This window comes from uncultured Acetobacteroides sp. (assembly GCF_963667355.2).
Lineage (GTDB): Bacteria > Bacteroidota > Bacteroidia > Bacteroidales > ZOR0009 > Acetobacteroides.
The window spans coordinates 2,984,450-3,008,028 of record NZ_OY763328.2; the positions used below are offsets into that span (position 1 = coordinate 2,984,450).

Annotated in this window: 20 protein-coding genes and 3 tRNA genes; 10 read left to right on the forward strand and 13 right to left on the reverse strand. The window is 48.7% G+C overall.

Translation table 11 applies throughout. From position 1 onward, the window contains the following. Positions 1-1,188 carry an ADP-forming succinate--CoA ligase subunit beta gene (gene sucC / locus ACHZA1_RS12285; protein ID WP_320052173.1) on the forward strand — a complete coding sequence of 396 codons (1,188 nt, stop codon included), beginning with the start codon at positions 1-3 and terminating at the stop codon, positions 1,186-1,188. A gap of 521 nt (positions 1,189-1,709) precedes the next feature. Here sucC and ACHZA1_RS12290 read toward each other — a convergent pair. Continuing rightward, positions 1,710-2,960 (reverse strand): arginine deiminase family protein, encoded by a 1,251-nt coding sequence (locus ACHZA1_RS12290; RefSeq protein WP_320052174.1) that lies wholly within the window; start codon positions 2,958-2,960, stop codon positions 1,710-1,712. Positions 2,961-3,107: 147 nt separating this feature from the next. On the opposite strand from ACHZA1_RS12290, the gene ACHZA1_RS12295 reads away from it, so the two are divergent. Further along, positions 3,108-3,929: a helix-turn-helix transcriptional regulator gene (locus ACHZA1_RS12295; protein WP_394701032.1), complete on the forward strand. Its 822-nt coding sequence runs from the start codon at positions 3,108-3,110 to the stop codon at positions 3,927-3,929. Positions 3,930-3,982: 53 nt separating this feature from the next. On the opposite strand, the gene ACHZA1_RS12300 is transcribed toward ACHZA1_RS12295, so the two are convergent. Both ACHZA1_RS12300 and miaA read right to left on the reverse strand, forming a co-directional pair. Continuing rightward, positions 3,983-6,091 (reverse strand): S9 family peptidase, encoded by a 2,109-nt coding sequence (locus ACHZA1_RS12300; RefSeq protein ID WP_320052176.1) that lies wholly within the window; start codon positions 6,089-6,091, stop codon positions 3,983-3,985. 195 nt (positions 6,092-6,286) lie between these two features. Then, positions 6,287-7,210, reverse strand: a complete 924-nt coding sequence (gene miaA, locus ACHZA1_RS12305) for a tRNA (adenosine(37)-N6)-dimethylallyltransferase MiaA (RefSeq protein WP_320052177.1) — start codon at positions 7,208-7,210, stop codon at positions 6,287-6,289. 80 nt (positions 7,211-7,290) lie between these two features. Here miaA and ACHZA1_RS12310 point away from each other — a divergent pair, with 80 nt between their 5' ends. Together ACHZA1_RS12310 and smpB are read left to right on the forward strand one after the other, a co-directional pair. Beyond that, the gene (locus ACHZA1_RS12310) at positions 7,291-7,863 is read left to right on the forward strand and encodes a Yip1 family protein (RefSeq protein WP_320052178.1); all 573 of its coding nucleotides are present in this window, start codon (positions 7,291-7,293) and stop codon (positions 7,861-7,863) included. 60 nt (positions 7,864-7,923) lie between these two features. Then, entirely contained in the window at positions 7,924-8,376 is a 453-nt protein-coding gene (gene smpB, locus ACHZA1_RS12315; protein ID WP_320052179.1) for an SsrA-binding protein SmpB, read from the forward strand. A gap of 54 nt (positions 8,377-8,430) precedes the next feature. Here smpB and ACHZA1_RS12320 read toward each other — a convergent pair whose 3' ends face one another. The 6 genes from ACHZA1_RS12320 to ACHZA1_RS12345 all read right to left on the reverse strand — a co-directional run bounded on the left by ACHZA1_RS12320 (position 8,431) and on the right by ACHZA1_RS12345 (position 14,279). Then, positions 8,431-8,793 carry a hypothetical protein gene (locus ACHZA1_RS12320; protein ID WP_320052180.1) on the reverse strand — a complete coding sequence of 121 codons (363 nt, stop codon included), beginning with the start codon at positions 8,791-8,793 and terminating at the stop codon, positions 8,431-8,433. A gap of 286 nt (positions 8,794-9,079) precedes the next feature. After that, the gene (locus ACHZA1_RS12325; protein ID WP_320052181.1) at positions 9,080-10,705 is read right to left on the reverse strand and encodes an alpha-L-fucosidase; all 1,626 of its coding nucleotides are present in this window, start codon (positions 10,703-10,705) and stop codon (positions 9,080-9,082) included. 535 nt (positions 10,706-11,240) lie between these two features. Then, the gene (locus ACHZA1_RS12330; protein ID WP_320052182.1) at positions 11,241-11,774 is read right to left on the reverse strand and encodes a nitroreductase family protein; all 534 of its coding nucleotides are present in this window, start codon (positions 11,772-11,774) and stop codon (positions 11,241-11,243) included. Positions 11,775-11,789: 15 nt separating this feature from the next. Beyond that, entirely contained in the window at positions 11,790-12,542 is a 753-nt protein-coding gene (locus ACHZA1_RS12335) for a phage Gp37/Gp68 family protein (protein WP_320052183.1), read from the reverse strand. Then, a complete protein-coding gene (gene tcmP / locus ACHZA1_RS12340) occupies positions 12,526-13,722 on the reverse strand; it encodes a three-Cys-motif partner protein TcmP (protein WP_320052184.1) in 1,197 nt (398 codons plus the stop codon). The genes ACHZA1_RS12335 and tcmP overlap by 17 nt, the downstream gene beginning before the upstream one ends. 128 nt (positions 13,723-13,850) lie before the next feature. After that, positions 13,851-14,279: a hypothetical protein gene (locus ACHZA1_RS12345; protein ID WP_320052185.1), complete on the reverse strand. Its 429-nt coding sequence runs from the start codon at positions 14,277-14,279 to the stop codon at positions 13,851-13,853. Between the two features lie 235 nt (positions 14,280-14,514). On the opposite strand from ACHZA1_RS12345, the gene ACHZA1_RS12350 reads away from it, so the two are divergent. Beyond that, on the forward strand, positions 14,515-15,270 hold the full coding sequence (locus tag ACHZA1_RS12350) for a DUF6261 family protein (RefSeq protein ID WP_320052186.1): 756 nt from the start codon (positions 14,515-14,517) through the stop codon (positions 15,268-15,270). A 678-nt stretch (positions 15,271-15,948) separates the two neighbouring features. On the opposite strand, the gene recA is transcribed toward ACHZA1_RS12350, so the two are convergent. Together recA and bcp are read right to left on the reverse strand one after the other, a co-directional pair. Beyond that, positions 15,949-16,959, reverse strand: coding sequence for a recombinase RecA (gene recA, locus ACHZA1_RS12355; RefSeq protein ID WP_320052187.1), 1,011 nt, complete (start codon positions 16,957-16,959; stop codon positions 15,949-15,951). Between the two features lie 12 nt (positions 16,960-16,971). Continuing rightward, a complete protein-coding gene (bcp, locus tag ACHZA1_RS12360; protein WP_320052188.1) occupies positions 16,972-17,436 on the reverse strand; it encodes a thioredoxin-dependent thiol peroxidase in 465 nt (154 codons plus the stop codon). Between the two features lie 371 nt (positions 17,437-17,807). Between bcp and ACHZA1_RS12365 the strand changes: the two genes are divergently transcribed. The 5 genes from ACHZA1_RS12365 to ACHZA1_RS12385 all read left to right on the forward strand — a co-directional run bounded on the left by ACHZA1_RS12365 (position 17,808) and on the right by ACHZA1_RS12385 (position 21,295). Continuing rightward, a complete protein-coding gene (locus ACHZA1_RS12365) occupies positions 17,808-20,540 on the forward strand; it encodes a tetratricopeptide repeat protein (RefSeq protein WP_320052189.1) in 2,733 nt (910 codons plus the stop codon). Positions 20,541-20,548: 8 nt separating this feature from the next. Continuing rightward, entirely contained in the window at positions 20,549-20,830 is a 282-nt protein-coding gene (locus ACHZA1_RS12370) for an ATP-dependent Clp protease adaptor ClpS (protein WP_320052190.1), read from the forward strand. Between the two features lie 177 nt (positions 20,831-21,007). Next, positions 21,008-21,094 (forward strand) — tRNA-Ser (locus ACHZA1_RS12375). Between the two features lie 9 nt (positions 21,095-21,103). Further along, positions 21,104-21,178: transfer RNA gene (locus tag ACHZA1_RS12380), tRNA-Pro, on the forward strand. 42 nt (positions 21,179-21,220) lie between these two features. Further along, positions 21,221-21,295: transfer RNA gene (locus ACHZA1_RS12385), tRNA-Pro, on the forward strand. 715 nt (positions 21,296-22,010) lie between these two features. Here ACHZA1_RS12385 and ACHZA1_RS12390 read toward each other — a convergent pair. Then, positions 22,011-22,658, reverse strand: a complete 648-nt coding sequence (locus ACHZA1_RS12390; protein WP_320052191.1) for a trimeric intracellular cation channel family protein — start codon at positions 22,656-22,658, stop codon at positions 22,011-22,013. Between the two features lie 131 nt (positions 22,659-22,789). Continuing rightward, entirely contained in the window at positions 22,790-23,578 is a 789-nt protein-coding gene (locus ACHZA1_RS12395; RefSeq protein ID WP_320052192.1) for a TIGR03915 family putative DNA repair protein, read from the reverse strand. Position 23,579: the final 1 nt, after the last annotated feature.

A 23,579-nucleotide genomic window follows, 5' to 3' on the forward strand; every position in this document is an offset into this window, starting at 1 on the left:
ATGAATTTGCACGAGTATCAGGCGAAAGAGATTTTAGCCAAGTATGGTGTTCCTGTTCCTTTTGGAATTCTTGCTTCTTCCCCCGCAGAGGTGCTAGATGCTGCTCTTCGATTAAAGGAAGAGGTAAATTCTGATAGCTGTGTTATTAAGGCTCAAATCCATGCAGGTGGTCGTGGTAAGGGCGGTGGTGTGAAGCTGGCTATATCGGCAGAGCAAGCATATGAGATTGCCGAGGCAATGATTGGCATGCAGCTGGTGACGCATCAAACCGGTGTAGAAGGCAAAAAGGTGCGTAAGGTGCTGGTGACCGAGAATGTTTACTCTTCAGGTTCGGAGCCATTGAAAGAGCTCTACCTTTCCATTCTGCTGGATCGAAAGGTTGGCAAAAATTCAATTGTGTATTCAGCAGAAGGCGGTGTTGATATCGAAGAGGTAGCCCTAAAATCTCCCAACCTTATATTTAGGGAAATTGTTGAGCCAGTAGGGCTGCAAGATTACCAAGTTAGGAAAATGGGCTTCAGGTTGGGTCTTTCTGGGGTGTCCTTGAAGAATTTTGGAAGGGCTATACTGGCCGCATATAATGCCTATGTTGGCTCTGATGCATCGCTACTCGAAATCAACCCGCTCCTAAAGGCTGCGGATGGGCGTATTTTTGCGGTTGATGCTAAAATGGCTATTGATGATAATGCCTTGTTTAGAAATCCATCTATTGCAGCATATAGGGATGAGAACGAGGAAGACCCCTACGAAGTGGAGGCTGCTGCTTGTAAGCTCAACTTCGTAAAGCTTGATGGAAATGTAGGCTGCATGGTGAATGGTGCTGGTTTGGCCATGGCAACGATGGACATCATTAAGCATTCTGGTGGCGCTCCAGCCAACTTTTTGGACGTGGGAGGCGGTGCAAGTGCAGCATCAGTAGGGGCTGGGTTCAGAATCATCCTAAAAGATCCGAACGTGAAGGCCATTCTTATAAATATCTTTGGTGGTATTGTTCGATGCGATAGGGTTGCCCAAGGTATTGTGAGTGCGTGTAAGGAGGTAGGGACGATTGGAATTCCTGTAATTGTGCGTCTTCAGGGAACGAATGCTATTGAGGGCAAAAGAATACTTGATGAATCAGGGCTCAAGATGCGATCTGCTACCTCGTTGCTAGATGCCGCAAATCTGATTAAGTCTGTCGTTGCCTGATTAGCATATCCCCAAGCGAAATTTCTGCAGCAATATGTAAGCAGGCGAGGATCTAAACCCCTGTCCGGGCAATCATGGGAGGCCTGAAAAGGTTACGCAGCCCCTGAAAATAGCCTGCAACTCCTGCCGTCTGCCTCAGCGCAATGCCTAATACCCTTAAAAGGTATATCGGAGATACGTTCGAGGTATATCGGAGATACATTAAAGTCTGCTGGAGATGGCTCTGATGCGTGTTCTGAGGCTATTGAAGCTGCAGCAGGGTGCTTTGGGGGCTTGCCGAGCGGCTCTTACCTACCTCCGAGATGCCACGAGATGCGTTGAAGTGGGGTTTATAGCCGAGGATCATTGCTTTTGAATGGTAGGCCAGCTGCAATAGGTGGTTACGACGGAGTCCTAGATCGAGCAGGGGCAACCGCTGTTACGCCAAGGGATGGTTTCGGCGGCCAAAATGTATAATCAGGGCGTATTATCCTCCTGTATAGGCAGGAGGATAAGTGCATTCTATTTATGGTTTCGCGGGTTTACCAGCTGATCTTTGTTCTTCTTACAGGCATCGTCATGCATCGAGCACCACCGCCACCGCGGGGTAGCTCGGAGCCATCAATAGCAACAACATATCTGTTGTGTGCGCTCAAGTCGATATGGTTGGTGATAACATCCTTGGCTCTTATTATTTCGAAGCCGTGCTTGTTCATTTCCTCCAAGGTGTTTACGTTACGCGCATAGCCCATCACCTTGCCAGGCCCAAGGGCAAAGAAGTTAGCGCCGCTATGCCATTGCTCGCGTTCTTGAGTCCAGCTGTCCTTTGTGCCCCCACAAACAATCGGCTCTAAATCGATGCCCAGCGAGCGAAGTGCTGAAAGGATGCTGTCAACAGAGCGGATGCTTACAGTCCCGTTATCTACAGTAATATGAACCGTCTGAAATTTGTTGCTGTTAAGAATTATTGGCTCGTATACCATGCACTTGTTGAAGTCGAGCAGGGTAAATAGCATGTCGAGGTGGATGAACGACTCGGGGGTGTGAGGTAGCTCTTGAACAATAATATGGAATCTGCCTTTCTTGTCTTGCTGTAAGATTTGGGAAAGGATAAAGTCAATTCCCTGTGTTGTGGTTCGGCATCCATTCCCAATAACTAGCACATCTTCGCGGGCAATTAGCACATCTCCACCTTCAATGGTAATTTGGCGTGCATCTTGCGAGTTGTAGGGGTTGATGGTACTTGTCGAGAATTCTCCCGAGTGGTTGAAAATGGCTTCCATAATGGTTGCCTCCCTATCGCGAACCTTGTTGGCCATCTTACCAATGAGCACCTTGTTGTTGATCGAGATTGAGGCATCGCGGGTGAAGTAGAAGTTGAAGAGAGGGTGCAGGGAGTATCGATCTTCGCTTAAAAAGGTTGTTAGGTTATTCCTTTTAAGCGGCAACCCTTCTATGAGTGCCTTGCTTAAGGCCACTGGTGATAGAGCTAGAAGCTCGTCAACTAGCTGGTACTGCTTCTCTGCTGCGCAAATACTTCTAACCAGCTCCTCCTTTACGGCAGGCGAGGATAGGGTTTTGGCAAGTAGGTCTTTTACCTCGAAGGTTTGGGTCACTTTGCTCAAGACCCCTATTACTTGTTGGTACTCTTTCTTGGCTATTGATAGGTTGAGAATGTCGCTGTAGAGCGCCCTTTGGGCATTCTCGGGTGTCATATTTTCCACTTCGGCACCTGGTGAGTGAAGGATAACGCCTTCGAGCGTTCCAAATTCCGAGCTTACGTTTATTTCCATGAGGTTTTTTATTAGTTTTCGAGTGGGGCAAATTTACAATTCCAGAAAGAGATTGCAAAGCTATAATTAAGACTATTGGGTAGAATTGTAAAGATGTGTAAAAGTTATATTTTTACGGGACATTAAAAATAACCATAGACAAATCCAATGATACGTTTACTAGCCACCGCTTTTTGCCTTTGCCTTCTATGTTTGAATTTATTCGGATGTCAAGTCCGGAGTGCTTACGCTGTTGATGTGTTGCATTTTGCCCCTGTAGATTTGGGAAGTTTCAAGGAGGGGATTAGTTGTAATAAATTCTATGCAGTAAGTATCGCTGCTTTCCATAAAAAAACTGTCGGGCCAGAAGATGGCGGCATTGGAAGCAATCCGGAAAATGGAGCAGCCGATCACCTAGCTGTGCTTGGGCTTGCTTTCTTTATTCTTTTTGTGCTGGCATTTTTAGGTGCAGTAGGTTTTATTAGGTATCGGAGGCTTTATAAAAAGGCGATAGAAGAAGCGAAACTCATTCAGAGCAAATGCTTGGATGAGGTCAATGCTTTGAAGGATAAGGAGGTTTTGACGAAACTGCTGGAGGTGGAGGAGAAAAACGTGCTAGTCGATAAGGTTATAGCAAAGCTCAATAAGATAAAAGAGAAGCAGCCAGTGGCATATCAGGGGTGGATGACGTTAGCTGTTTTAGAGGTCGAAAAGTATAGGGTTACCGATTTGTGGAAGGTGTTTGAGCGTAGCTTTGTAGCACTTCATCCGCACTTTAATGAGAACCTAAGTAGCCGATTCCCTGACTTAACCCCCAATGAATATAAGGTGTGTGCCCTTGTAAGGGTTAATACTACAACTAGGTGCATTTCGGAGATAACCGGAATTAGCGTTAAGAGTATCGAGGCTATTCGAACAAGGCTGCGGAAGAAGTTTGAGCTATCAAGCACTGACGTTTTGTTGGGGGACTACCTGAATCAATTCGAATAGTAAAAAAGGGGTGAGCAGTAACGCTCACCCCTTTTTCTATTGCTGTCATATCTTTACTTAAGCCACTTATCCAGCCATCCGAAGAATTCGCGCTGCCAGATAACCGCATTCTGTGGTTTGGTAACGAAGTGGGTTTCTTCGGGGAATACAAGCAGCTTAGCAGGGATTTCTCTAAGCTTTGCAGCGTTGTAAGCTTGTAGGCCTTCGGTGTAAGGAATTCTGAAGTCGTGACCGCCTACAATTACCATGATTGGGGTATCCCAGTTCTGAACGAAGCGGTGTGGGCTGTTGGCAAACGAGCGCTGCGCTACGGCGTTGCTCTTATCCCAGTATGCGCCGCCAAGGTCGTGGTTGGCAAAGAAGGTCTCCTCGGTAGCCGCGTAGAAGCTTTCGAGGTTGAACATGCCGTTGTGGGCAATAAAGGCTTTGAATCGCTTCTCGTGATTCCCGGCAAGGAAGTAGGTAGAGTAGCCGCCGTAGCTAGCGCCAACGCATCCTAAACGGTTTGCATCAACCCAAGGCTCCTTCTTAACATCGTCGATGGCGCTTAGGTAGTCCTTGATGTTTTGACCAGAGTAGTCGCCAGATATTTGTGCATTCCACTCCTGACCGAACGATGGAACTCCGCGACGGTTTGGCGCTACAATTACGTAATCGTTAGCAGCCATAATCTGAAAGTTCCAACGGAAGCTCCAGAACTGGCTAACGGTTGATTGTGGTCCGCCTTGGCAGTAGAGTAGGGCAGGATACTTCTTGCTTGCATCGAAGTTTACGGGGAGAACTACCCAAACGAGCATCTTCTTACCGTCGGTGGTGGTAACCCAACGCTCCTGAGTTTCGGCCATCTTAATGTGGCGGTAGATGTTGGCGTTGGTAAAGGTTAGCTGAGTCTCCTTGCCAGTTTTGATATCAACCTTAAAGATTTCGGGCGACATCTTTATCGACATCTTTTGACCAACTAGCACGCCGTTGTTGAAGCAGCAGGCGGTGTAGTCGTGGTAGCCCTTGGTGAACTGGGTGATGGCTTTCTTGGCCACATCAATCTTAAATACCTGCTCGGTGCCTTGGATTCCGCTGGTAAAGTAGATGGTCTTGCTGTCGTTGCTCCATGTATAGGTTTCGATGTTTTGGTCGAATCCGGCAGTAGCGTATGTTTTTACGCCAGTTGCAACGTCCATTAGGAAGAGGCGTTTTTGGTCGCTCTCATATCCGTCGGTTTTCATGCTCCACCATGCGATGGTCTTACCATCGGGCGAGAAGGTGGGGTAGCGGTCGTAACCGGCATTATCCGAAGAGATGTTTTCAGTCGTTTTGCTTTCGACGTTGTAAACAAAGATGTCGGAGTTGGTGCTGGTGGCGTACTGGCGGCTGGTAAGCGGCTTGGTGGCGAACACAATCTTCTTTGAGTCTGGGCTCCACTGTACCTCTGCAATGTCGTAGTCGGTTGCCATTGGGGTGTCCCATGCCTGATCCTTGTTGATGTCGATAGCACCTTCGATGGTGTTGTTCTTAAAGTCGGCAACAAAGATGTGGCTGTACGAGCCATCCTCCCAGGTATCCCAGTGGCGGTACATCAGGTTGTCGAAGATCATCACGTTCGACTTATCCATTTCGGGATAAACCTCCTTGCCGCTAACCTTTTGTATCTTCACATCGGTTGCGTAAGCAATCTTCTGACCATCTGGAGAGATTGTGAAACCGTTGATGTCGCCATCGAGGCTGCTTAGCTTGGCCATTGCCCCATCGCTGAGGTTGTACTTCCATAGTTGCGATCCGCCTTCGCGGGTCGAGAGGAAGTAGATTGCTTTACCATCCTTGCTCCATACAGGATTCGACTCCGAACCCTTTTCGTCGGTTATCTTCTTAGGTTCTCCACCTTTGGTAGATAAAAGGTAAAGGTTGGTAACGCCCTTGTTCTCCTTTAGGTTGTAGTACGAGATGGGGTATACCACCTGTTGGCCGTCGGGCGATAGGGTAGGAGCGCCTACGCGTCCAAACTTCCACATGATTTCGGGGGTGAGGATGCCCTTGGCGATTTCCTCCTTGGTAAGCGCAGTGTCGATGGCTATTGCACCGGTTGCTGCGTGTGCCCCCTTTCCTGATGAGAATGCCATAAGAGAAAGGAGCAGCAGTGCTGCTGGTTTAAAGTGTATTTTCTTCATACGAAATAAATTTGTCCTAACGTTTGTAGCTACCTGCATAACGATGCATTTTCGTCTTTGTTACGCTTCTGTTTGTTGATTTTGCTTACGATTTGGAGGTAAAAGTACAATTTTGGCGATAATATGATATTGCTATCCTCTTGCTCGGGTGCTATTATTTACGATGATTTGAATTGGCTGACTTTCCCCTACTGTCTATTGTCCGATCTTCTCTAGAATCAGCTCCACCTTTTCGTCAAGCGTAAGCTGGTATTCAATCCAATTTATGGTGGCACCTTTTCGCTCCATGCCTCGGAACCAGGTCATCTGGCGTTTGGCAAACTGGTGGATGGCCATCTCCAGACCGCTTTCCATATCGGGGTAGGCGAGCTTGCCGTCGAGGTAGCTGCCCACAAACTTGTACTCCAGCCCGTAGTAGAGGAGGTCGTCGATGGTAACGCCTTTGGCAAGTAGCGATTTTACCTCGTCGATCAGCCCCTCGTCGAGGCGCTGATGCAGCCGCTGGGTGATGCGCTCGCGGCGCAGGTCGCGGGGAATGTCGATGCCAAAGTAGATGTTGGTGAACTTAGGAAAATCCTCCTTTTCGTTCGGATGATCCCTATAGTAGGTCTCTATTTCGATGGCGCGGATGGCGCGATTCTTGGTGTCGACATCGGTTCTGTTGTGCAGCGACTTCATGGTGCTGAGCATACCGGTTAGCTTCTCGAGCGAGTACGCCTCGAGCGATGCCCTTAGTTCGTCGTTCTGAGGAACAGGCTTTAGGTCGTACCCTTTTACTACCGCCTCGACGTACATCCCCGATCCACCGCATACGATGGCTTGGTTGCCCCGAGCGGCAACTTCGTTGTAGGCCTTTAGGAATGCCTGCTGGTACTCGAAGACGTCGAAGCGTACTCCTGCATCAACAATATCTATTAAATGGTATGGAATATGTCGCCCGTTGAGCTGGTACTCCGAGAGATCTTTCCCCGTTCCAATATCCATACATCGGTATACTTGGCGCGAGTCGGCCGATAGAATTTCGCCACCCAACCTATCTGCAAGCGCAACAGCGAGGGTGGTTTTGCCGCAAGCGGTTGGTCCTACAATGGTTATAAGGTCGTATAATTTTTTGCTCATCGCAGATGAAATGCTTTAAAACATGGGAGTAATTCTGCAAAAATAGCCTATTTTTGTCTGCTTTTTTAACGCACGCTCAAATGAACCCTAAACAACTCTGGAGTAGAATTTTCAATCTTCTTCGAAATCCTAAAATGGAATGGGAGGAAATCCGCGAGGAGAAGGTTGAAATCAACGCCTTGTATAAGGCCTACCTGATTCCTTTCTGTGCCATTTACGCCATGTCGACCTTTATTGGCGATTTGATTTGGACGCAGGATGAGAGCCTCGGAGAGATTATTGGACAAACCATCATCGACTTTGCTATCCCATGTGGCTCGGTAATCATACTTGCCTATGCCATCGAAAAGCTTTCGGTGAACTTCGACTCCACCAAGGATCTGACGCTTTCGGCTAAGCTGGCCATCTTCTCCATTGCTCCGGCATTGCTGTTTATGACCATCGGCAACATCCTTCAGGTTCAGCCAATCAACGGGCTGATGCGCCTTGCGTGCTTCTACTCGCTGTACGTACTTTGGCTGGGCTTTAAGCCAGTGCTGGGCACCGTTACCGAGCAGCGCTTGGGCTACACCGTGCTCACCGTGCTTATTTTTGTGGGCATAAGCCTTATTGCCCACCTTGTTCTGCGGGGATTGTTGGCCATCGCATTTTAGAAGGTATTTTTCTATATTTGTAAAGCAGGGCTCGGAGCTCTGCTTTTTTGTCATCGTAACATGGATAAACCAAAAGTCAACATACGGAATAAGCGTGCCAGCCACGACTACGAGTTCATCGAGACCTACACCGCTGGCATCGTGCTAACGGGTACCGAGATCAAGTCGATTCGTGCCGGCAAGGTGAGCCTGGTAGATTCGTTCTGCTACTTCCACCGCGGCGAGCTTTTTGTTAAGGGGATGAACATCTCGGAGTACTACTGGGGAACCTACAACAACCACGATCCGCGGCGCGACCGCAAGCTGCTGCTGCAGCGCAAGGAACTGGCGAAGCTCGAGCGCAAGTCGCAGGAGACGGGGCTCACCATCATCGCCACGCGCCTTTTTATTAACGATAAGGGATTAGCGAAACTCGATATCGCTCTTGCCAAGGGTAAGAAGGAGTACGATAAGCGCGAAACCCTGAAGCTGAAGGATGCCAAGCGCGAGATGGATCGCCACATGAAGATATAGAAAACGCCGACTGTACAGTCGGCGTTTTTGTTGCATATAGAAAGGTTGTGGCTGTTATTTTGTGGTTTTACATCGGTAAAGCACTTTCACCGTAGTTACTTTATCATTGAATTCGCGATAGTCGGTTTCATTAAAAACCCGAACGACCTTCCCTTCGCAGCTGTACAGGGTGGGCATGTTAACGCTGTTGCATAGAGGGTCGGTAATCATAGTAAAGAACACCGTTTGGTTGTTGTATGTCCCCTGAATGATAGACATCTCGCAGCTGCAATTTGTTAGGGAGTTCTTCATGGCTTTTAGCCAATCAACCTCTTCGATTGGATTTGCAGAATTACAGGCATTCGTTGTTACTATTGCATTCTTAGCACACCCCATAAATAAGAAGGCTAGAATAAATAAGACTAAGAACTTTTTCATGCGCTTTTTTGTTTTAAATCAGGTTTGCTTTCCAAAATAAAATAATTAGTAATCATTGTTTGTTGTTGACAAAAATTATGCCAATGATCTGTTGATAAAAAGAATCTCTTAAGTGGTATAGGTGGAAGGGAACTCTAGCTCTCTAACGATAACCTGCGTCAAGTTCGCATTAGTTTGAGGCAAGAGGGTGTACGCCAAGCGCGAGATGGATCGCCACATGAAGATATAAAAAACGCCGACTGCAAAGTCGGCGTTTTTTTATTACTACCCTCAGTATGATGCAGTGCTACTTTGTTCTAATCTTGAGCACCAGCGCCATGTCCGATTTCTTAACCTCTGGCAGCTTCACCTTTAGCCCCGAGGCATCGGTGGTGTAGGCCAGCTTCCCGTGGCCGAGCAATTCTACCTTACGAATGCTCTTTACGTCGTAGGGATTGGCGGTACCCAGCGACTTAACCAGCACCTCGCCATTCTCGGGCCAAGCCATTACAATGGCGTAGATGGCATCGCCCTTTTGGGTGAAGCGGATATCTTGCGCGGTGAGCTGGGTGATGGCTCCCTCGTTAAATCCCTGCACCTTTATGGGGTTTCCCTTTTCGGTTACCGGGCCTTCGCCAAAGATTTTCCAGGGGTGCGTATCGAAGATAGACTCCTTGTTGACATCCATCCACTGGGCTATCTGGTTTAGGACGGCTATCTCCTTATCGTCGATGGAGCCATTGCCCTTTACGGGGATGTTGAGCAGCAGGTTGCCGTTCTTGCTCACCACGTCGGCGAGGGTGCGGATAACCACCCAGGCTGGCTTGTACTTGCCCTGCTCGTATCGCCACTGCTCGTAGTGCCAGCCGCCGATGCAGGTGCAGGTTTGCCAGGGTAGGGGCTGCATCTGGTCGGGCGCGCCCTTTTCGACATCCCATACCATGCACTGCTTTTGCTCGGCGGTAAGAACCTTACCGAAAATCACCCCCTCGAGCTTCCCCTTATGGAGCTGCATGTTTTGGTTGTAGTAGTGCGCGGCGATTTTCAGCCCCACGTTGCTGATGGGCCAAAGGGGGAGGGCCGTATCATCAAAGTAAACCAGGTCGGGGTGAAACTGGTTGATGAGGTCGATGGTGCGGTTGTAGAACTTGGTGCAGTACGCCTCGGATGGTACCGATGCTCCATCGCCCCAGTCCCACTGCTTGTCCCAGTTGCCCTTTTGGCTGAGGGGATGGTTTTGGGCGTACAGCTCTTGGGGGTCGTAGCCGTCCCACCACTTGCCCTTGCCGTCGGCCTTGGTTAGCTTACCGTCGTAGGGCTTTCCGGCGTAGGGGCCTTGCTTGTCGGCTCCCTGCGCGGTTTCGTACCACGTCCAGGCATGGGCGGCATGCACGCTGAGGCCAAACTTCAGGCCGTTGTGCTTGGCCGCCTTGGCCCAGCCGGCAATGATATCCTTCTTAGGGCCTAGGTTCACCGAGTTCCAGGGCTGGTACTTGCTGTTCCAGAGGTCGAAGTTGTCGTGGTGGTTGGCCATGGCGAAGAAGTACTGGGCGCCGCAGCGCTTGTACAGCTTGACGATGGCCTCTGGATCCCACTTCTCGGCCTTCCAGTCGTTAATTACCTCCTTAAAGCCCGCCTCCGACTGCGGCCCGTAGTGCTCCTTATGCCACTTGTACTGGTTGCTACCCTCCTCGTACATGCCGCGACCATACCAGTCGCCCTGCTCGGGTTGGCATTGGGGGCCCCAGTGCGCCCATATCCCAAACTTGGCATTCTTAAACCATTCGGGGGCCTGGTACTGCTTCAGCGACTCCCAGCTGGCCTCGAACTTCCCCGTTTGCATGGGCACCTCGGCCTTCTGCGCGTACGAGGTGCCGCCGTAGCAGCAGGCTGCCGCTAGCAGCGCCGCTCTTGCTATTCGTCCTTTATTCATTTTGGTGATGATTACAATTGCGTCTCAAATAAGTTAGTGTTAGCGGGCTAAAGATATACGATGGAATCAATTTTAGCCATCAGTTTGATGGTTAAAATATGGGGGAGGGGAGGTGTTTGGCCGAGCGGGTGCAGCTCCTAGATGTGGCAAAAGCCGACTGCTGAGGTCGGCTTTTTTAATGGGGTATGCTTATGGGTGGTTATCCCTGACAGGGTTCTAAACCCTGTCAGGGATAGCGTCGGTGCCTAGTACCCACCTTTCAGGCATAAGCTAAGCGGATGCATAGAATTATGTTTTTGAAATGGAGGAGTCGTTATTAAGCCCCAGTGCATGATTGATACTCTTTATCCCCTCCTCTGGAGGGGTAGGGGTGGGTTAAGAACGCTAAGTGGGAGTGGAAATGTTGATTTTAACGAGTAAACCCACCCCCTGCCCCCTCCAAGGAGGGGATAACCTACCATGATTATGCCTTTAGGCTTTGAAAAAATGGCCTGGCTTGATGGCTATGACTGTCAGGGATGTTTAACGAATGCGTCTAGTACCTATTCCAGCTGCTCATCTGCTCGATGGACTTGCGCACCTTATCGCGCGTTTGGGCCTCGGAGTAGCCGATGGTAACCAGCAGCGGAACGCGTCGGCCCCTGTCTACCTGTAGCAGCTGCTTAACCCGCTTCTCGTCGAACCAGCCGATGATGCAGGTGCCAAGCCCGATGTCGGCGGCCTGTAGGCACAGCTGGTTGACGGCCATGCCCACGTCGAGCAGCGAGAAGTCCTTGCGCTTGATGGCGCTGGCAATGGTGGCCATAACGTTCATCCGCTCCAGCACTACCGCAACGATTACGGGTGCCTGATGGACAAATCTGTTCATGCCAAGCTCGGTTGCGCAGCTGGCCACCTGCTCCTTTAGCGCGGGGTCGTCGACCACCACCAGCTTCCAGGGCTGCGCGTTGTCGGCCGAGGGCGACAGCCGCGCCGCCTCCAGGCACTGCAGCAGCTTCTCCCGCTCAACGGGGCGGTCGGCGTACTTCCTATCGCTTTGGCGATGCTTTATGAGTTCGGAGAATTGCATAGGGCGTATGATTTATTACAACTTGTTATACTGTTTTTTTATCGAAGCTGGGTATTCATGCCACACCTTGCCATTTAGTTCTTTACCGTTTTCTTTTTTACTTCGTTTTACCTTATCAGCACCCCATGTGCCCCATTGTTTGAAGAAGAAAGCAACGTTATTGTTGTTGCACTGTGTTTTTATGTTTTCGACCCACTGTTTATCCATTGGCCTAGCGTTACTCCCGCTTTCACCTCCAACTATAACCCAATTGATATTAGTTAAATCAATTTGTTCTAAATCTTCGAGGAGGGGCTCTATGGAAAGAAACAAAACACTCGCATTTAGCATTCTTAACTTATCTATCCTAGGAAGACCTTCTTTTTTGTTTTCAACTGTTACACCTAGCCATACATTCTTAGGAATTCTCCTTTGTGAGAGATAATCATACATCTTCTCAGCTCTTTTGGTTAGTATTTGATAGGTGTGATGAGGTGTTTGGTCAATAATAGAAAATATTTGATCTAGATAACTGATTGGCATTTCTTCGTGAAAAAGATCACTCATTGAGTTTACAAAAAACACAGTTGGCTTTTTTTTCTTCAGTGGAACATTTAGGCGAGATGGTACGGTACAAAAATGAAAGCCGTTTTCATAACCTACAGTTCCCATCGCTTTTAATCGTTTTGCCATTACTTCCGCATAACAATTTTTGCAACCTGATGATATTTTGCTACATCCTGACGAGGGATTCCAAGTGGCTTCTGTCCATTCAATTTTTGATGACATGATTCTCTTTTTTCTTGATTCTAATTTTTACGATTCTATTACTGTAGTTATTGTAGCATTGGTAAAAAGCACCATGCCTTGCATCTTTCATGGTTTTAACATCTATGACCTCTATTATATTGTCTTCTTGCAATTGTATAAGTACTTGCTTTGAGTGTTTAGGCAAAAACATGTTCTTTAAAGTAATCTCATACAATTGATTGTTGTCTATAGAGCCTTTTTCTTCGATAATGGTTAACAATATATCTTTAAGCCTGTCATATTGCTCTCTTTGGGCTTCTTCTTTAAACTGATTATCAAACAGACCCAACATTGCTTTGGGTTGCTCAAATCCTTCCCCTGACTCCTCATTTAATTTCCACTTAACCTCTAGGTTTTTTTCGAGTCCGTATATGTTTGGAGTTATAGAAAACAAGGCATAGTAATGCTCTCTTGTATCTCGTTGAATATAATAGGATGTTGCATAGAATTTACCTTCAAACATTAATGCTTGTCTGATATATTCGATTAGTTCTTTTTCATGAGTTAGACAGTTGTTGTAAATTGAATGAGTTTTGTCTGGGAAGAAACTGTCAATAAAGTCTTTCAAGGCCTTAACTTTAGTGTCTTCATCATTAATTACTGCTCCTGTAAACCGGTATATTTGAGATATAGGTAAAAAAAGCATTATTTCTGTATTCCTTTTTTTTAGCAAAAGGTTTTTAATATTCTCTTTTCGAACTTTTTTGTACCCATAAGGATCTATTAATATCAGATTGCGCTCATTCGTTTGTTGTTGTCCTATTGTATTTTCAATGTTTGACAAAAATGAGTCTGCATCTTCGTTGTGATAAATTATTTTGCAGATGTCATTGTTTTTCTTGGTCAAATATTTCTGAATACCATCAATTTTGACCGATTCAATGTCATTTACAATAAGACTGACAGGTGCTAATTTTTTCCCATTATTCTTTTCAGAACTCTCCTCAATGGCTTCAAATGCTAAGATGGGGCTTCCTTTTGTCCCATCTTCATAGATTCCTGTTCCACAAAAGACATCAAATATGTTAATACAGTTGGTAAAATCCGCTAATCGTAGAATTGTTAGATAACGTTTAAGATAGAATTGATAATACTCTAATTTAGCCTTCGAGTGTGGTAGCATTGTTTTCTTTGCATCAGTTTTTTTCTGTTTTTCCATAATTCTTTTTCTTTTACATGTTTAAATATGTCCGACGATTCTTCGATAACCGTAACCTACCATCCCACATCGAAAGGGGAATCACGTTTGCTATTCTTACAGGTAGATATACGATTATAAATAGGCTTCTAAAGTAGCAATAAACGGCCACCGTTAAGCAGCGTTATAGAAAAATGTTGGTGGAGCATCCTCGATAACCAGCGGTTGGGCATTTTTAGAGCGATTGAGTGGTCACCCCCCGCTTCCTTTCCATTTTTCAGAGCGCTTAAGTGGTCACCCCCCGCTTCCTTTGCATTTTTCGGAGCGTTTGAGTGGTCACCCCTCGCTTCCTTTGCATTTTTCAGAGCGCTTAAGTGGTCACCCCCCGCTTCCTTTCCATTTTTTGGAGCGATTGAGTGGTCATCCCCCGCTTCCTTTCCATTTCTTAGAGCGCTTAAGTGGTCACCCCTCGCTTCCTTTCCATTTTTCAGAGCGTTTAGGTGGTCATCCACCCCCTTTCCCCTGCTTATGGAGGTTTGGGGGGCTTTCGGTAGGGGTAGGGAGCGCTTGTGTGGCATGTTTGTTAGTGTTCTGTAGCGTTACTTTATTAATAAAACAAAACTTCATATGTCATAATTCAAAGGTATGTAGCGATTAATGAGATTTGCACTGATGGTGAATTGTTAATTTAAAATATAATTACCAACTTTAGGGCAGGCCTCCAAAGCCAACACAACGCATCCGTACGCGGGGCATGTCAACAGCCAATTCAGCCACCGTGCGGTATTTATAAACATCTAAAAACATTTTGTTATGGTTAGAATTAAGTCTATTAATTTGAAGAAGCTGCTGGTTAAGGAACTCGGTTCGCTGGCAGTATCGGTAATCGAACGGCTAGAGGTGCTTGTCACCGGTAAGCGCGTTCCCCAAAAAATGGTGGATACGGTAAAGGTGTCGAAGGTGGAGTTCGATGCGGCCATTGGCTCTAAGGCTAAACCCGAAGATACCCAGGAACTGCACGACAAGGACGACATCTGCGACAGCTCGGTGCAGGAGCTTAAAGGGGTGGCCACCACGGCAACGCTTCGGCGCGACGAGAAGGTGAGCGGTGCTGGCGAACGGGTGCTTACCGCTATCCGCCGGAGGGGCTTCAACATGCAGAATTTTCGGATTCCGGTTGAGGTCGAGGCCATCACCCTACTCGTTGGCGACATTAAGGCATCGCCCGAGCTAACGGCCGACATCGCCACCATTGGGGCAACCGAGGTGGTGGCAAGGCTAGTGCCCGAGGCGGCCGAGGTTAAGCGCTGCTGGGATAAGATACAGGCCAGCACGGTTACCGGCAACCTCACCAGCGTCGAGGGTACCCGCAGGCTGAGCGCCTCGCTGAGCCAGGTGTTCCAGTATCTCGACTCGGTTTCGGACTACGAGCCCGAGGTGGCCGCCGCCATCGAGCAGATCAACGCGGTGATCGAACCCTACGCCGAGACCCTAAAGAGCCGCGCCACCATCCGCGAGAACAAGAAGAAGGAAGAGGAGGAGAAAAACAAGGATAAGGATAAGAAGTAGCCAAGGCGATCGGCTTTGGAGGTTAACATGTACGGCACACGATGGCGCAGCTCGGCAAGGGTTGCGCCATTTGTTTGTTTTGGGGTGGGCGATTGGCAATTTGGAAGATGGTATTACCGATGATGATGCTATACGCAAAGCAGGGGTATAGCTTTTAGGATATGCAATGCATTGAATCCACCCCTAAATCCCCTAAAGGGGACTTCGCGGCAGCTCAACCATCATGGGGAATCTCGAACTCCTATTCGGCTTCTGGTTGCGATACGGGCTGCGCCGTAGCCCCCTTTAGGGGGGGTGGGGGTGAATACGGCTTAGCTTTCCATCCGTTCCTAAGCATTAATTCTAAAAGCGAAACGACCATGAATGCAGTATTCACCAACGTTGATGAAAGACTGTGATGCGAGCAGCATGTGACCATTAAAAAGACAATTACTTTCACATGAAATCTCTCATACGCAAAGGCTGCACCGAGCGTATTCCTCCCGCTAAGGCGGGAGCAGTCGCCTTAAATAGGCCTTAAGGAAACCCGCAACGCTCCTAGAAAGAGCTTCCGTGCAATCCGAGTAATCCTCAAAATCTGTGATCAAAAACGAAGGGAGGCCACCCGTTGTCAGGTAGCCTCCCCTTATGCAATTCCGATCTTTAAAAGATCAGCGTAAATCCGTTCAATCCGTGACCCTACTTGGCGGCCAGCGCCTCGCGGATCTTGCCCTCTAGCTCCTCGGCCAGCTCAGGGTTGTCCTGCAGCAGCTGCTTCACGGCATCGCGCCCCTGGCCTAGCTTGGTGTCGCCGTAGCTGAACCACGAGCCGCTCTTTTTCACGATCTCGTACTCCACGCCTAGGTCGATGATCTCGCCAATCTTCGAGATCCCCTCGCCGTACATGATGTCGAACTCGGCCTTGCGGAACGGTGGCGCCATCTTATTTTTGATGATCTTCACCTTGGCGCGGGTGCCGGTGGCCTCCTCGCCGTCCTTAATCTGCGTGCTCTTGCGGATATCGATGCGCACCGAAGCGTAGAACTTCAGCGCGTTACCGCCGGTGGTGGTTTCGGGGTTGCCGAACATCACGCCGATCTTCTCGCGCAGCTGGTTGATGAAGATGCAGGTGGTGTTGGTCTTGCTGATGGTGGCGGTGAGCTTGCGCAGCGCCTGCGACATCAGGCGGGCCTGAAGGCCAACCTTGTTCTCGCCCATGTCGCCCTCGATTTCGGCCTTGGGGGTAAGCGCGGCAACCGAGTCGATCACCACGATGTCGATGGCACCCGAGCGGATCAGGTGGTCGGCAATTTCGAGCGCCTGCTCGCCGTTGTCGGGCTGCGAGATCAGCAGCGTCTCCACATCAACGCCCAGTTTCTCGGCGTAGAAGCGGTCGAAGGCGTGCTCGGCATCGATGATGGCGGCAATGCCTCCCGTCTTTTGCGCCTCGGCAATGGCGTGGATGGCCAGCGTGGTCTTACCCGACGATTCTGGGCCGTAGATCTCGATAACCCTGCCGCGTGGGTACCCGCCGATGCCCAGGGCAACATCTAGGCTGATGGAGCCCGACGAGATGGTGGGCACGTCCATGGTAGGCTTGTCGCCCATCTTCATAATTGCACCTTTGCCAAAGTCCTTCTCGATCTTGTCGAGCGTTGCCTGTAGCGCCTTTAGCTTGTCCTTGTTGATTTCTGCTTTTGCTGTGGCCATTCTATCTGTTTGTTATTTTTTATATGCGTCCAAGATTTGCTGGGCATGGCTCTTCACCTTCACCTTTTCGAAGATGTTTTCGATGATGCCGCTGGCGCCGATCACGTAGGTTTTACGGATGATGCCCATGTACTTCTTGCCGTATAGGCTCTTTTCGCCCCAGGCGTTGTAGGCCTCGAGGATCGATTTTTCGGTGTCGGCAATCAGGTTGAAGGGCAGGCTATGCTTTTCGATGAACTTGACGTGCGAAGCCTCCGAGTCGGCGCTTACGCCCAGCACCTCGAATCCCTGCGCCCTGAGCTCGCCCCATCCATCGCGGAGGCTGCAGGCCTCGTCGGTGCAGCCGGGGGTGCTGTCCTTGGGGTAGAAGTAGAGGATTAGCCGCTTTCCGGCAAAGTCGGCAAGGGTAACCGCCTTGCCGTTTTGATCGATGCCCTTAAAATCAGGGGCTTTATCGCCAATCTGTAACGTTGCCATAATCAGTTCAATTTTACAATAAAGCTACTAAAAAATCTGAGATATCGAGGGGTGTTCATAATTTTGTTTGGCATGATGGCGCTGGCGAATGCTGCAAGGGCATCTCTCATCGCCGAGGCTAAGAATTGTACCAAAAACTATTTCGAAAGAAACGGATTAATAGCAAGTACCTGTGCATGATTGAATCTGTTTATCCTCCCGCTTAGGCGGGAGGGCAGGGGTGGGTTTTCTGTCAGCATCAAACGTAAAACTATCCTTAGCCTAAAGGTTACGATGGCATCTCTAAGGGTAAAACAGGTAAAATCCAGCACCCATCAAATTGTTAAAACCAATTGATTCGTTACCTTAGCAATATCAAATTAGTTAAAGCCATGCGCACCCATCGATTACTACTTACGGTGTCAATTCTGCTGATGAGCTTCGCCAGCGCCTCGGCGCAGCAGGTCTCCTCGGATGCCGCCAACCAGCTTTTTGTGGCGGGGAAGTACCGCGAGGCCATCCCTGCGTACACCCAGCTGCTCGAGCGCTACAGCGAGGATCCCACCTACAACTACCGCCTTGGGGTTTGCTACTTCCTTTCCGAAGAGGACCTGAATGCGGCGTATAGGTACCTGAAGGTGGCGTCAACCAAGGAGGTGCCCAACAAGGTGTACTACTACCTCGGCGAGGTGTGCCGCTACCTGTACCGGTTCGACGAGTCGCTGAGCTACTACAAGCGCTTTATGGTAAATGGCGGATCGCCCGATGTCTCTACCATAGCGCTCGAGCTGGCGGCAAGCGCGGCATCCAACGGACAAAACCTGCTCCGCTACAGCGCCAAGGTGTCGCCCGTTGCCAAGGCTCTGGTTGGCGCTGCCGACTTCTACAAAACTTACGACACCTACCCCCTGAACTCAGGCTTTGGCGAAATACCTGCCGATCTAAAAACGGTTGCTGATGGGAAAAAGGGGCTGAACTCGCTCATGTTCTCGCATGTCGAGGGAGGAGCGGTTGGCGATATCTCGGTGTACGCCAGCTACGGACAGAACGAGACAGGCAGCAAGGATCTCTACTTCATACAAAAGGTCGACGAGCGGACGTGGAGCCGGCCACAACGGCTTCCTAGCACCATCAACTCGCCCTTCGACGAGGACTACGCCTACATGTGCCCCGATAACAGCACGCTTTACTTCGCCTCGAAGGGGCTCTACAGCCTCGGCGGGTACGACATATACCGAGCAACCTACAATGCGGATAAGAAGGAGTGGAGCACTCCCGAAAACATGGGCTTCCCCATCAACAGCCCCTACGACGACTACCTCTTTGTGCCAAGTCAGGATGGCAAAACCGCCTGCTTTGCATCTAAGCGAGGGGTGAAGAACGAGAACGAGGTGGCAGTTTTTAAGGTTGATGGGGTCGATAACACCATTCGGGTAGAGGTCTCTTCGGAAACCGCCTACGCCATGCAGGCGCTGGAGAAGAAGGCTGAGCCCGCAGCGGATACTGCTGCCGTTAAGCAGCAGAAAGATGCAGCTGCAGGTGCTACCGAAGGTGTGGCATCGCTTCCCGAGTACCGAAAGATTAGGTCTGCGCTGGCAAACAACGAGGCGCTTACCGATTCTACCTCAAAGAAGATGGAGCGTCTAAGGGCTGTTTGGGCTGATATGCCCGATTCAACCCGTAAGGACGTAGAGCGGCTGATTGTCTTCAACGAGAATAAGCTGCTGGAGTTGGGAACCATTCACGAGCAGCTGCTCAACCAGGCAAGCGCTTTGGAGAAGGACTACCTAAATGGAAAGGTGAAGCCGGATGTTGAGGTGCCCGAAAAGCAGCCTGTTGTTGTAAACGAGTGGTTTGCTCAGAACGGTAAGCTTGCCGATTACTTCACAACCCCTTTGCTCGAAAAGTTAGCTGCTTCGCCGTTAAGAATGAGGCCAGCAATGCTGCTCGTCGACAGCCTATCGTCCATTGGAGTGCAGATTCAGGATCTGCAGCAAATACTAGCGGCAGCGTCCGATTCAACGGAGAAGGCAAAGGTTAAGGAAAAGATAAGCGAGTTTGAGCAAAGCGCTGCCCCTGCTGTAAAGAGGTTGAACAGCAGCTGGTCTCCGTTTTATACAGCCTACTTCGATGTAATGAGCGAGGTGGCCAAAGCAGTACAAGGTGCTGTCGCCGAAGACTCCTCCTTGCTGCAAGGCGCACAGCGATTGTACCTGCATGCAAAGGATTTTCGAAGCAAAGCAGCTGCAGGTGGCGATACCTATAGCGACTACCAAAAGGTGGCTACGGCATTTATAGATGAGCAGAAGTCGCTCAACCAGCTTAGCCTATACCTCGCCCACGTTGCCAACGAGAAGGTTATATCCGATTCGTTGCTTGCTGCGCTAAATCCATCTAAGGAGGTTGTGCCATCGGATGTTGTTCCAGCAGGAAATGCAACCTCGAACTTCGGTAACGTAAAGCGCGACAACGTGGAGATTCAGGATATCGTCTTTTCGGCACCAACCAATAGCGGGGAGTTTGCCGTAAATACCACCGCATCGTATAGCCAGCAAAATCCAATGCCTGCAATTAAATCACTTCCACTTGGCGTGGTGTACTCCTTTCAGCTAGGATTGTTTTCGCAGGAGCTCAACTATTCGCTCTTCAAGTTCTCACCAATGTTCTACGAGGTGGTAGGCGGAGGAAAACGGGTGTTTGCAGGCATCTTCAACAGCTACGCCAGCGCTCAGAGTCGAATCATCCAGGTAAAGGAGAATGGCTTTAAGGATGCCTTTATCGTTGCCTTTGCCGATAAAAAGGTAATTCCATTAGCGAAGGCTAAAACCATCGAGGCACGAAAGGTAACGGATACAAAGGGCGTTTCGGTAGCTCCAACTGCAATGTTTAGGGTAGTCGTTGGGACTTTTGCTGGTGAGATGCCAAAGAATATCAGGGATATAGTAGAAAAGTTATTGTCTGATAAAGAAGTGATAAAATCGCCAATGGCTGATGGGCTTGTCAGCTACAGCATCGGAAATTTTAATACATTTGAGCAGGCAATTCCATTAAAGAACAAGCTAGTTTCGGAGGGGGTTGTCGAGGCTTTTGTTACAAAGATTGAGTTAAACCCTAACGGGCAATAGTAGCAGCAATGAGTTTAGAGAAGATTTTACCAGATTTAGGTGGTGACATTGAAGAGTTGGAATCGGCAAGCTATTCGCTCATCCTCTTTAATGATGATGTTAACCTGTTTGAGCACGTCATAGAGTCGTTGGTAGATGTGTGCGAGCATACCGCCGAGCAGGCTGAGCAATGTGCGCTTATTGCTCACCTAAAAGGCAAGTGCGATATTAAGCATGGCGAGTACTCGTACCTCGAAGCAATGCAGTCAGGCTTGGCAACACGGGGGCTTAGCGCCACTATTGATGCCTAATATTTGAATTCATAAAAATTAAAGGGGTTGTTGCTGGAGCAATAACCCCTTTAATTTTCAGGGTGTATAGGGCTAGAAAGGGTTGTATATCCCTTGCGAGACCTTGATTTCATTGGGAAAATGTTAGAATAATGTTTGGCAACTTAGCAATTATCCTTATATTTGCATCGCAATCACGGTGAGGTGGGTGAGTGGCTGAAACCACCAGTTTGCTAAACTGACGTACGGGTTACCGTACCGGGGGTTCGAATCCCCCCCTCACCGCAAGTGCAACGGGGTGTAGCGTAGTCCGGTCATCGCGCCTGCTTTGGGAGCAGGAGGTCGCAGGTTCGAATCCTGCCACCCCGACAAACCGGAGACAAGTCGTTGCTTGTCTATAAATAAGAACAACGGGGTGTAGCGTAGTCCGGTCATCGCGCCTGCTTTGGGAGCAGGAGGTCGCAGGTTCGAATCCTGCCACCCCGACGAAAGCCTCTGTTCTTTAAGAGGTTTTTTTGTTTATACTTAAGAGTGGTTTTAATACTTTAGAAGCGCCTAGGGTGATCCTACGCGCTTTTTTTTATTTATACCCAACCGTACTTGTAATGGTTGGGTTTAGTGTAAATGCGCAGGTGTTCGCAAAATCTTTCATCAAAAACCTGCTAATAGCACAGAGATGACGCTATGGCTTCAAAGTTTTGAATGATGAAGGTTAGGAAGATCCCTAACAAGGGTATATGTTAATGATATTGATACTGCCATTGGTTTCTACGAAAAGCTGATCGATGAAAAGTGTGACTCTAGATTCGAGTATGAGCAGGCAGAACCAGAAATAGCGCGGATAGGTAATCTTCTTATAATCGCAGGTGCCGATAACGCGTTGGCACCATTCAAAAACACTACAGCAACAGCTCTTGTTGATTCCATTGTTGAATATCGGGACTTTTTGATTGGTAATAGTGCAACCATTCTACGAGACATCCAGCCGGTGCCAGTTTGTTTTAATATGACTGTAAAGCATTGTGGCGGTGTAGTCGTTGAATATGTTGAGCATTGCAGCTATTATGGCTTCGGAATGTTGCATTCTTTTATCCAACAATAAACAACTAAGGCTGTAAAGCTGCCTGTCAGCCTATGCAGGGAATAAAAATGCGTATTGTTTATACGCTTTTAATATAAATAGAGGGTTACAATCGCTGGTTTACTGGGCTTTGAAGTCGATTCTTGGCAGACCAAACTGCTGCTTAACGGATATAACTCGTATTCCAATAATTATAAGGATAGTGGTAATCTGGTTGGTCTCTGCTTGAACGCCAATTCGCTTTAAAAGTATGTATACAATGGCGCCAATAAAGCAGGCTGTGGCGTAAATCTCCTTCTTAAAGATCTGAGGAACCTCGTTGTTAAGCGTATCGCGAATAACTCCACCGGCAACCGCCGTTAGGATTCCCATAATGATGGCTACAGTTGTGTTGATGCCGTTTTCTAAAGCTTTTTCAACTCCAATAATGGTGAAAACGCCAATTCCTATGGTGTCGAATAGAAAAATGGTTCTGCGGAAGCGGAATATTTGCTCTTTTAGCACGAATGTGAGGGCAACGGCAAGCACTATGGCGTATACGTATGCCATTGACGAGGTCCAGCTTACAGGAGTAATGCCAATCATCATGTCACGTAGCGTTCCGCCCCCTATTGCTGTGGCAAAACCAATGAATGCGGCGCCAAAAAGATCGAGGCGCTTTTCTCCGGCAGCAATGGTTCCACTTATGGCAAATACGAATGTTCCAATAAGGTCGAGTAGGCTAAAAAAGTTCATGTCCGATGATTTGAAGCGCAAATATAGCCCCATTTATGGATTAATTTTGTCGGCGTACCGGTTGGATTAATTTCTAATGGATTGAAATTTAGTGGCGTGTGTGGCGGTGTGCGTTGCGGTACCTGCCTATCTTTTCAGGTATCTAAGTATAGATTAACCTTGGTTTACTGTCTCTTCTCGGTGAGGTACTTCCAAAATCGCTTGGGCATGAAGTTTTGCTGTAGCTTCATGTTCTTTCGCTCCTTTATGGCAATCTCCTTGAAGAAAACCTGCCATAGGCGCTGGTACTCCATCTCGCTTTCGGAGACCATTGATGGTGCTAGCCTGCCGTTTTCGATGTTGAAGGTTGGCTCGTCGATGGTGATAAGCGCAACATCCTTGCCGTTAAAATGTACCCCATAGCTTCTGGCTGTATCGTAGATTACCCAGGTCTGGTCGGTGAAGCGGTTCTTAAAGTGGGAAACTATTATCTTGAGAACGTCGTACTGTGGAGCAATGGGGGCAAAGTAGGTGCCATCCTTCGATTGTTCGAAGCGGATAAACATCAGCATGCGATGGGCCTCGCGGGTTACCTTGCGCTGCAGCTGCCTCACGCGGAGGATGTAGCTCTCGCCCATCATCCCCGAGACATCGCGCTTAAGCCTGAATAGCAGCTGCAGGTAACGAAACAGATCCATCTCCATCATTGGTGCGTTTGAGGTGAAGGCATGGTAGAGCATGTCGCAGGTGGGCATGCCTCCGTACCTGCAGATGCCGTTAAATACGCGTTCACCCTTGTATTCGTCCTTTGCTAATACAACCTGACGACCGAAAAGCATCGATTGCGTGTCGGTGGTGATGGTTACTGGCGATAGCTTCTGCTCGTAGATGTCGAAAACGGCAGATAGGAAGCCTTCGAAGGTGCCATCGTAGATTACAGCGACGTTATTTTTATCGGAGGTTGCAGGTAGCATG

What these genes read in the sequence shown, in the direction of transcription:
- sucC (WP_320052173.1), top strand. Translation starts at nt 1, where the DNA reads ATGAATTTGCACGAGTATCAGGCGAAAGAGATTTTAGCCAAGTATGGT.
- ACHZA1_RS12290 (WP_320052174.1), bottom strand. Translation starts at nt 2,960, where the DNA reads ATGGAAATAAACGTAAGCTCGGAATTTGGAACGCTCGAAGGCGTTATC.
- ACHZA1_RS12295 (WP_394701032.1), top strand. Translation starts at nt 3,108, where the DNA reads ATGATACGTTTACTAGCCACCGCTTTTTGCCTTTGCCTTCTATGTTTG.
- ACHZA1_RS12300 (WP_320052176.1), bottom strand. Translation starts at nt 6,091, where the DNA reads ATGAAGAAAATACACTTTAAACCAGCAGCACTGCTGCTCCTTTCTCTT.
- miaA (WP_320052177.1), bottom strand. Translation starts at nt 7,210, where the DNA reads ATGAGCAAAAAATTATACGACCTTATAACCATTGTAGGACCAACCGCT.
- ACHZA1_RS12310 (WP_320052178.1), top strand. Translation starts at nt 7,291, where the DNA reads ATGAACCCTAAACAACTCTGGAGTAGAATTTTCAATCTTCTTCGAAAT.
- smpB (WP_320052179.1), top strand. Translation starts at nt 7,924, where the DNA reads ATGGATAAACCAAAAGTCAACATACGGAATAAGCGTGCCAGCCACGAC.
- ACHZA1_RS12320 (WP_320052180.1), bottom strand. Translation starts at nt 8,793, where the DNA reads ATGAAAAAGTTCTTAGTCTTATTTATTCTAGCCTTCTTATTTATGGGG.
- ACHZA1_RS12325 (WP_320052181.1), bottom strand. Translation starts at nt 10,705, where the DNA reads ATGAATAAAGGACGAATAGCAAGAGCGGCGCTGCTAGCGGCAGCCTGC.
- ACHZA1_RS12330 (WP_320052182.1), bottom strand. Translation starts at nt 11,774, where the DNA reads ATGCAATTCTCCGAACTCATAAAGCATCGCCAAAGCGATAGGAAGTAC.
- ACHZA1_RS12335 (WP_320052183.1), bottom strand. Translation starts at nt 12,542, where the DNA reads ATGTCATCAAAAATTGAATGGACAGAAGCCACTTGGAATCCCTCGTCA.
- tcmP (WP_320052184.1), bottom strand. Translation starts at nt 13,722, where the DNA reads ATGGAAAAACAGAAAAAAACTGATGCAAAGAAAACAATGCTACCACAC.
- ACHZA1_RS12345 (WP_320052185.1), bottom strand. Translation starts at nt 14,279, where the DNA reads ATGCCACACAAGCGCTCCCTACCCCTACCGAAAGCCCCCCAAACCTCC.
- ACHZA1_RS12350 (WP_320052186.1), top strand. Translation starts at nt 14,515, where the DNA reads ATGGTTAGAATTAAGTCTATTAATTTGAAGAAGCTGCTGGTTAAGGAA.
- recA (WP_320052187.1), bottom strand. Translation starts at nt 16,959, where the DNA reads ATGGCCACAGCAAAAGCAGAAATCAACAAGGACAAGCTAAAGGCGCTA.
- bcp (WP_320052188.1), bottom strand. Translation starts at nt 17,436, where the DNA reads ATGGCAACGTTACAGATTGGCGATAAAGCCCCTGATTTTAAGGGCATC.
- ACHZA1_RS12365 (WP_320052189.1), top strand. Translation starts at nt 17,808, where the DNA reads ATGCGCACCCATCGATTACTACTTACGGTGTCAATTCTGCTGATGAGC.
- ACHZA1_RS12370 (WP_320052190.1), top strand. Translation starts at nt 20,549, where the DNA reads ATGAGTTTAGAGAAGATTTTACCAGATTTAGGTGGTGACATTGAAGAG.
- ACHZA1_RS12390 (WP_320052191.1), bottom strand. Translation starts at nt 22,658, where the DNA reads ATGGGGCTATATTTGCGCTTCAAATCATCGGACATGAACTTTTTTAGC.
- ACHZA1_RS12395 (WP_320052192.1), bottom strand. Translation starts at nt 23,578, where the DNA reads ATGCTACCTGCAACCTCCGATAAAAATAACGTCGCTGTAATCTACGAT.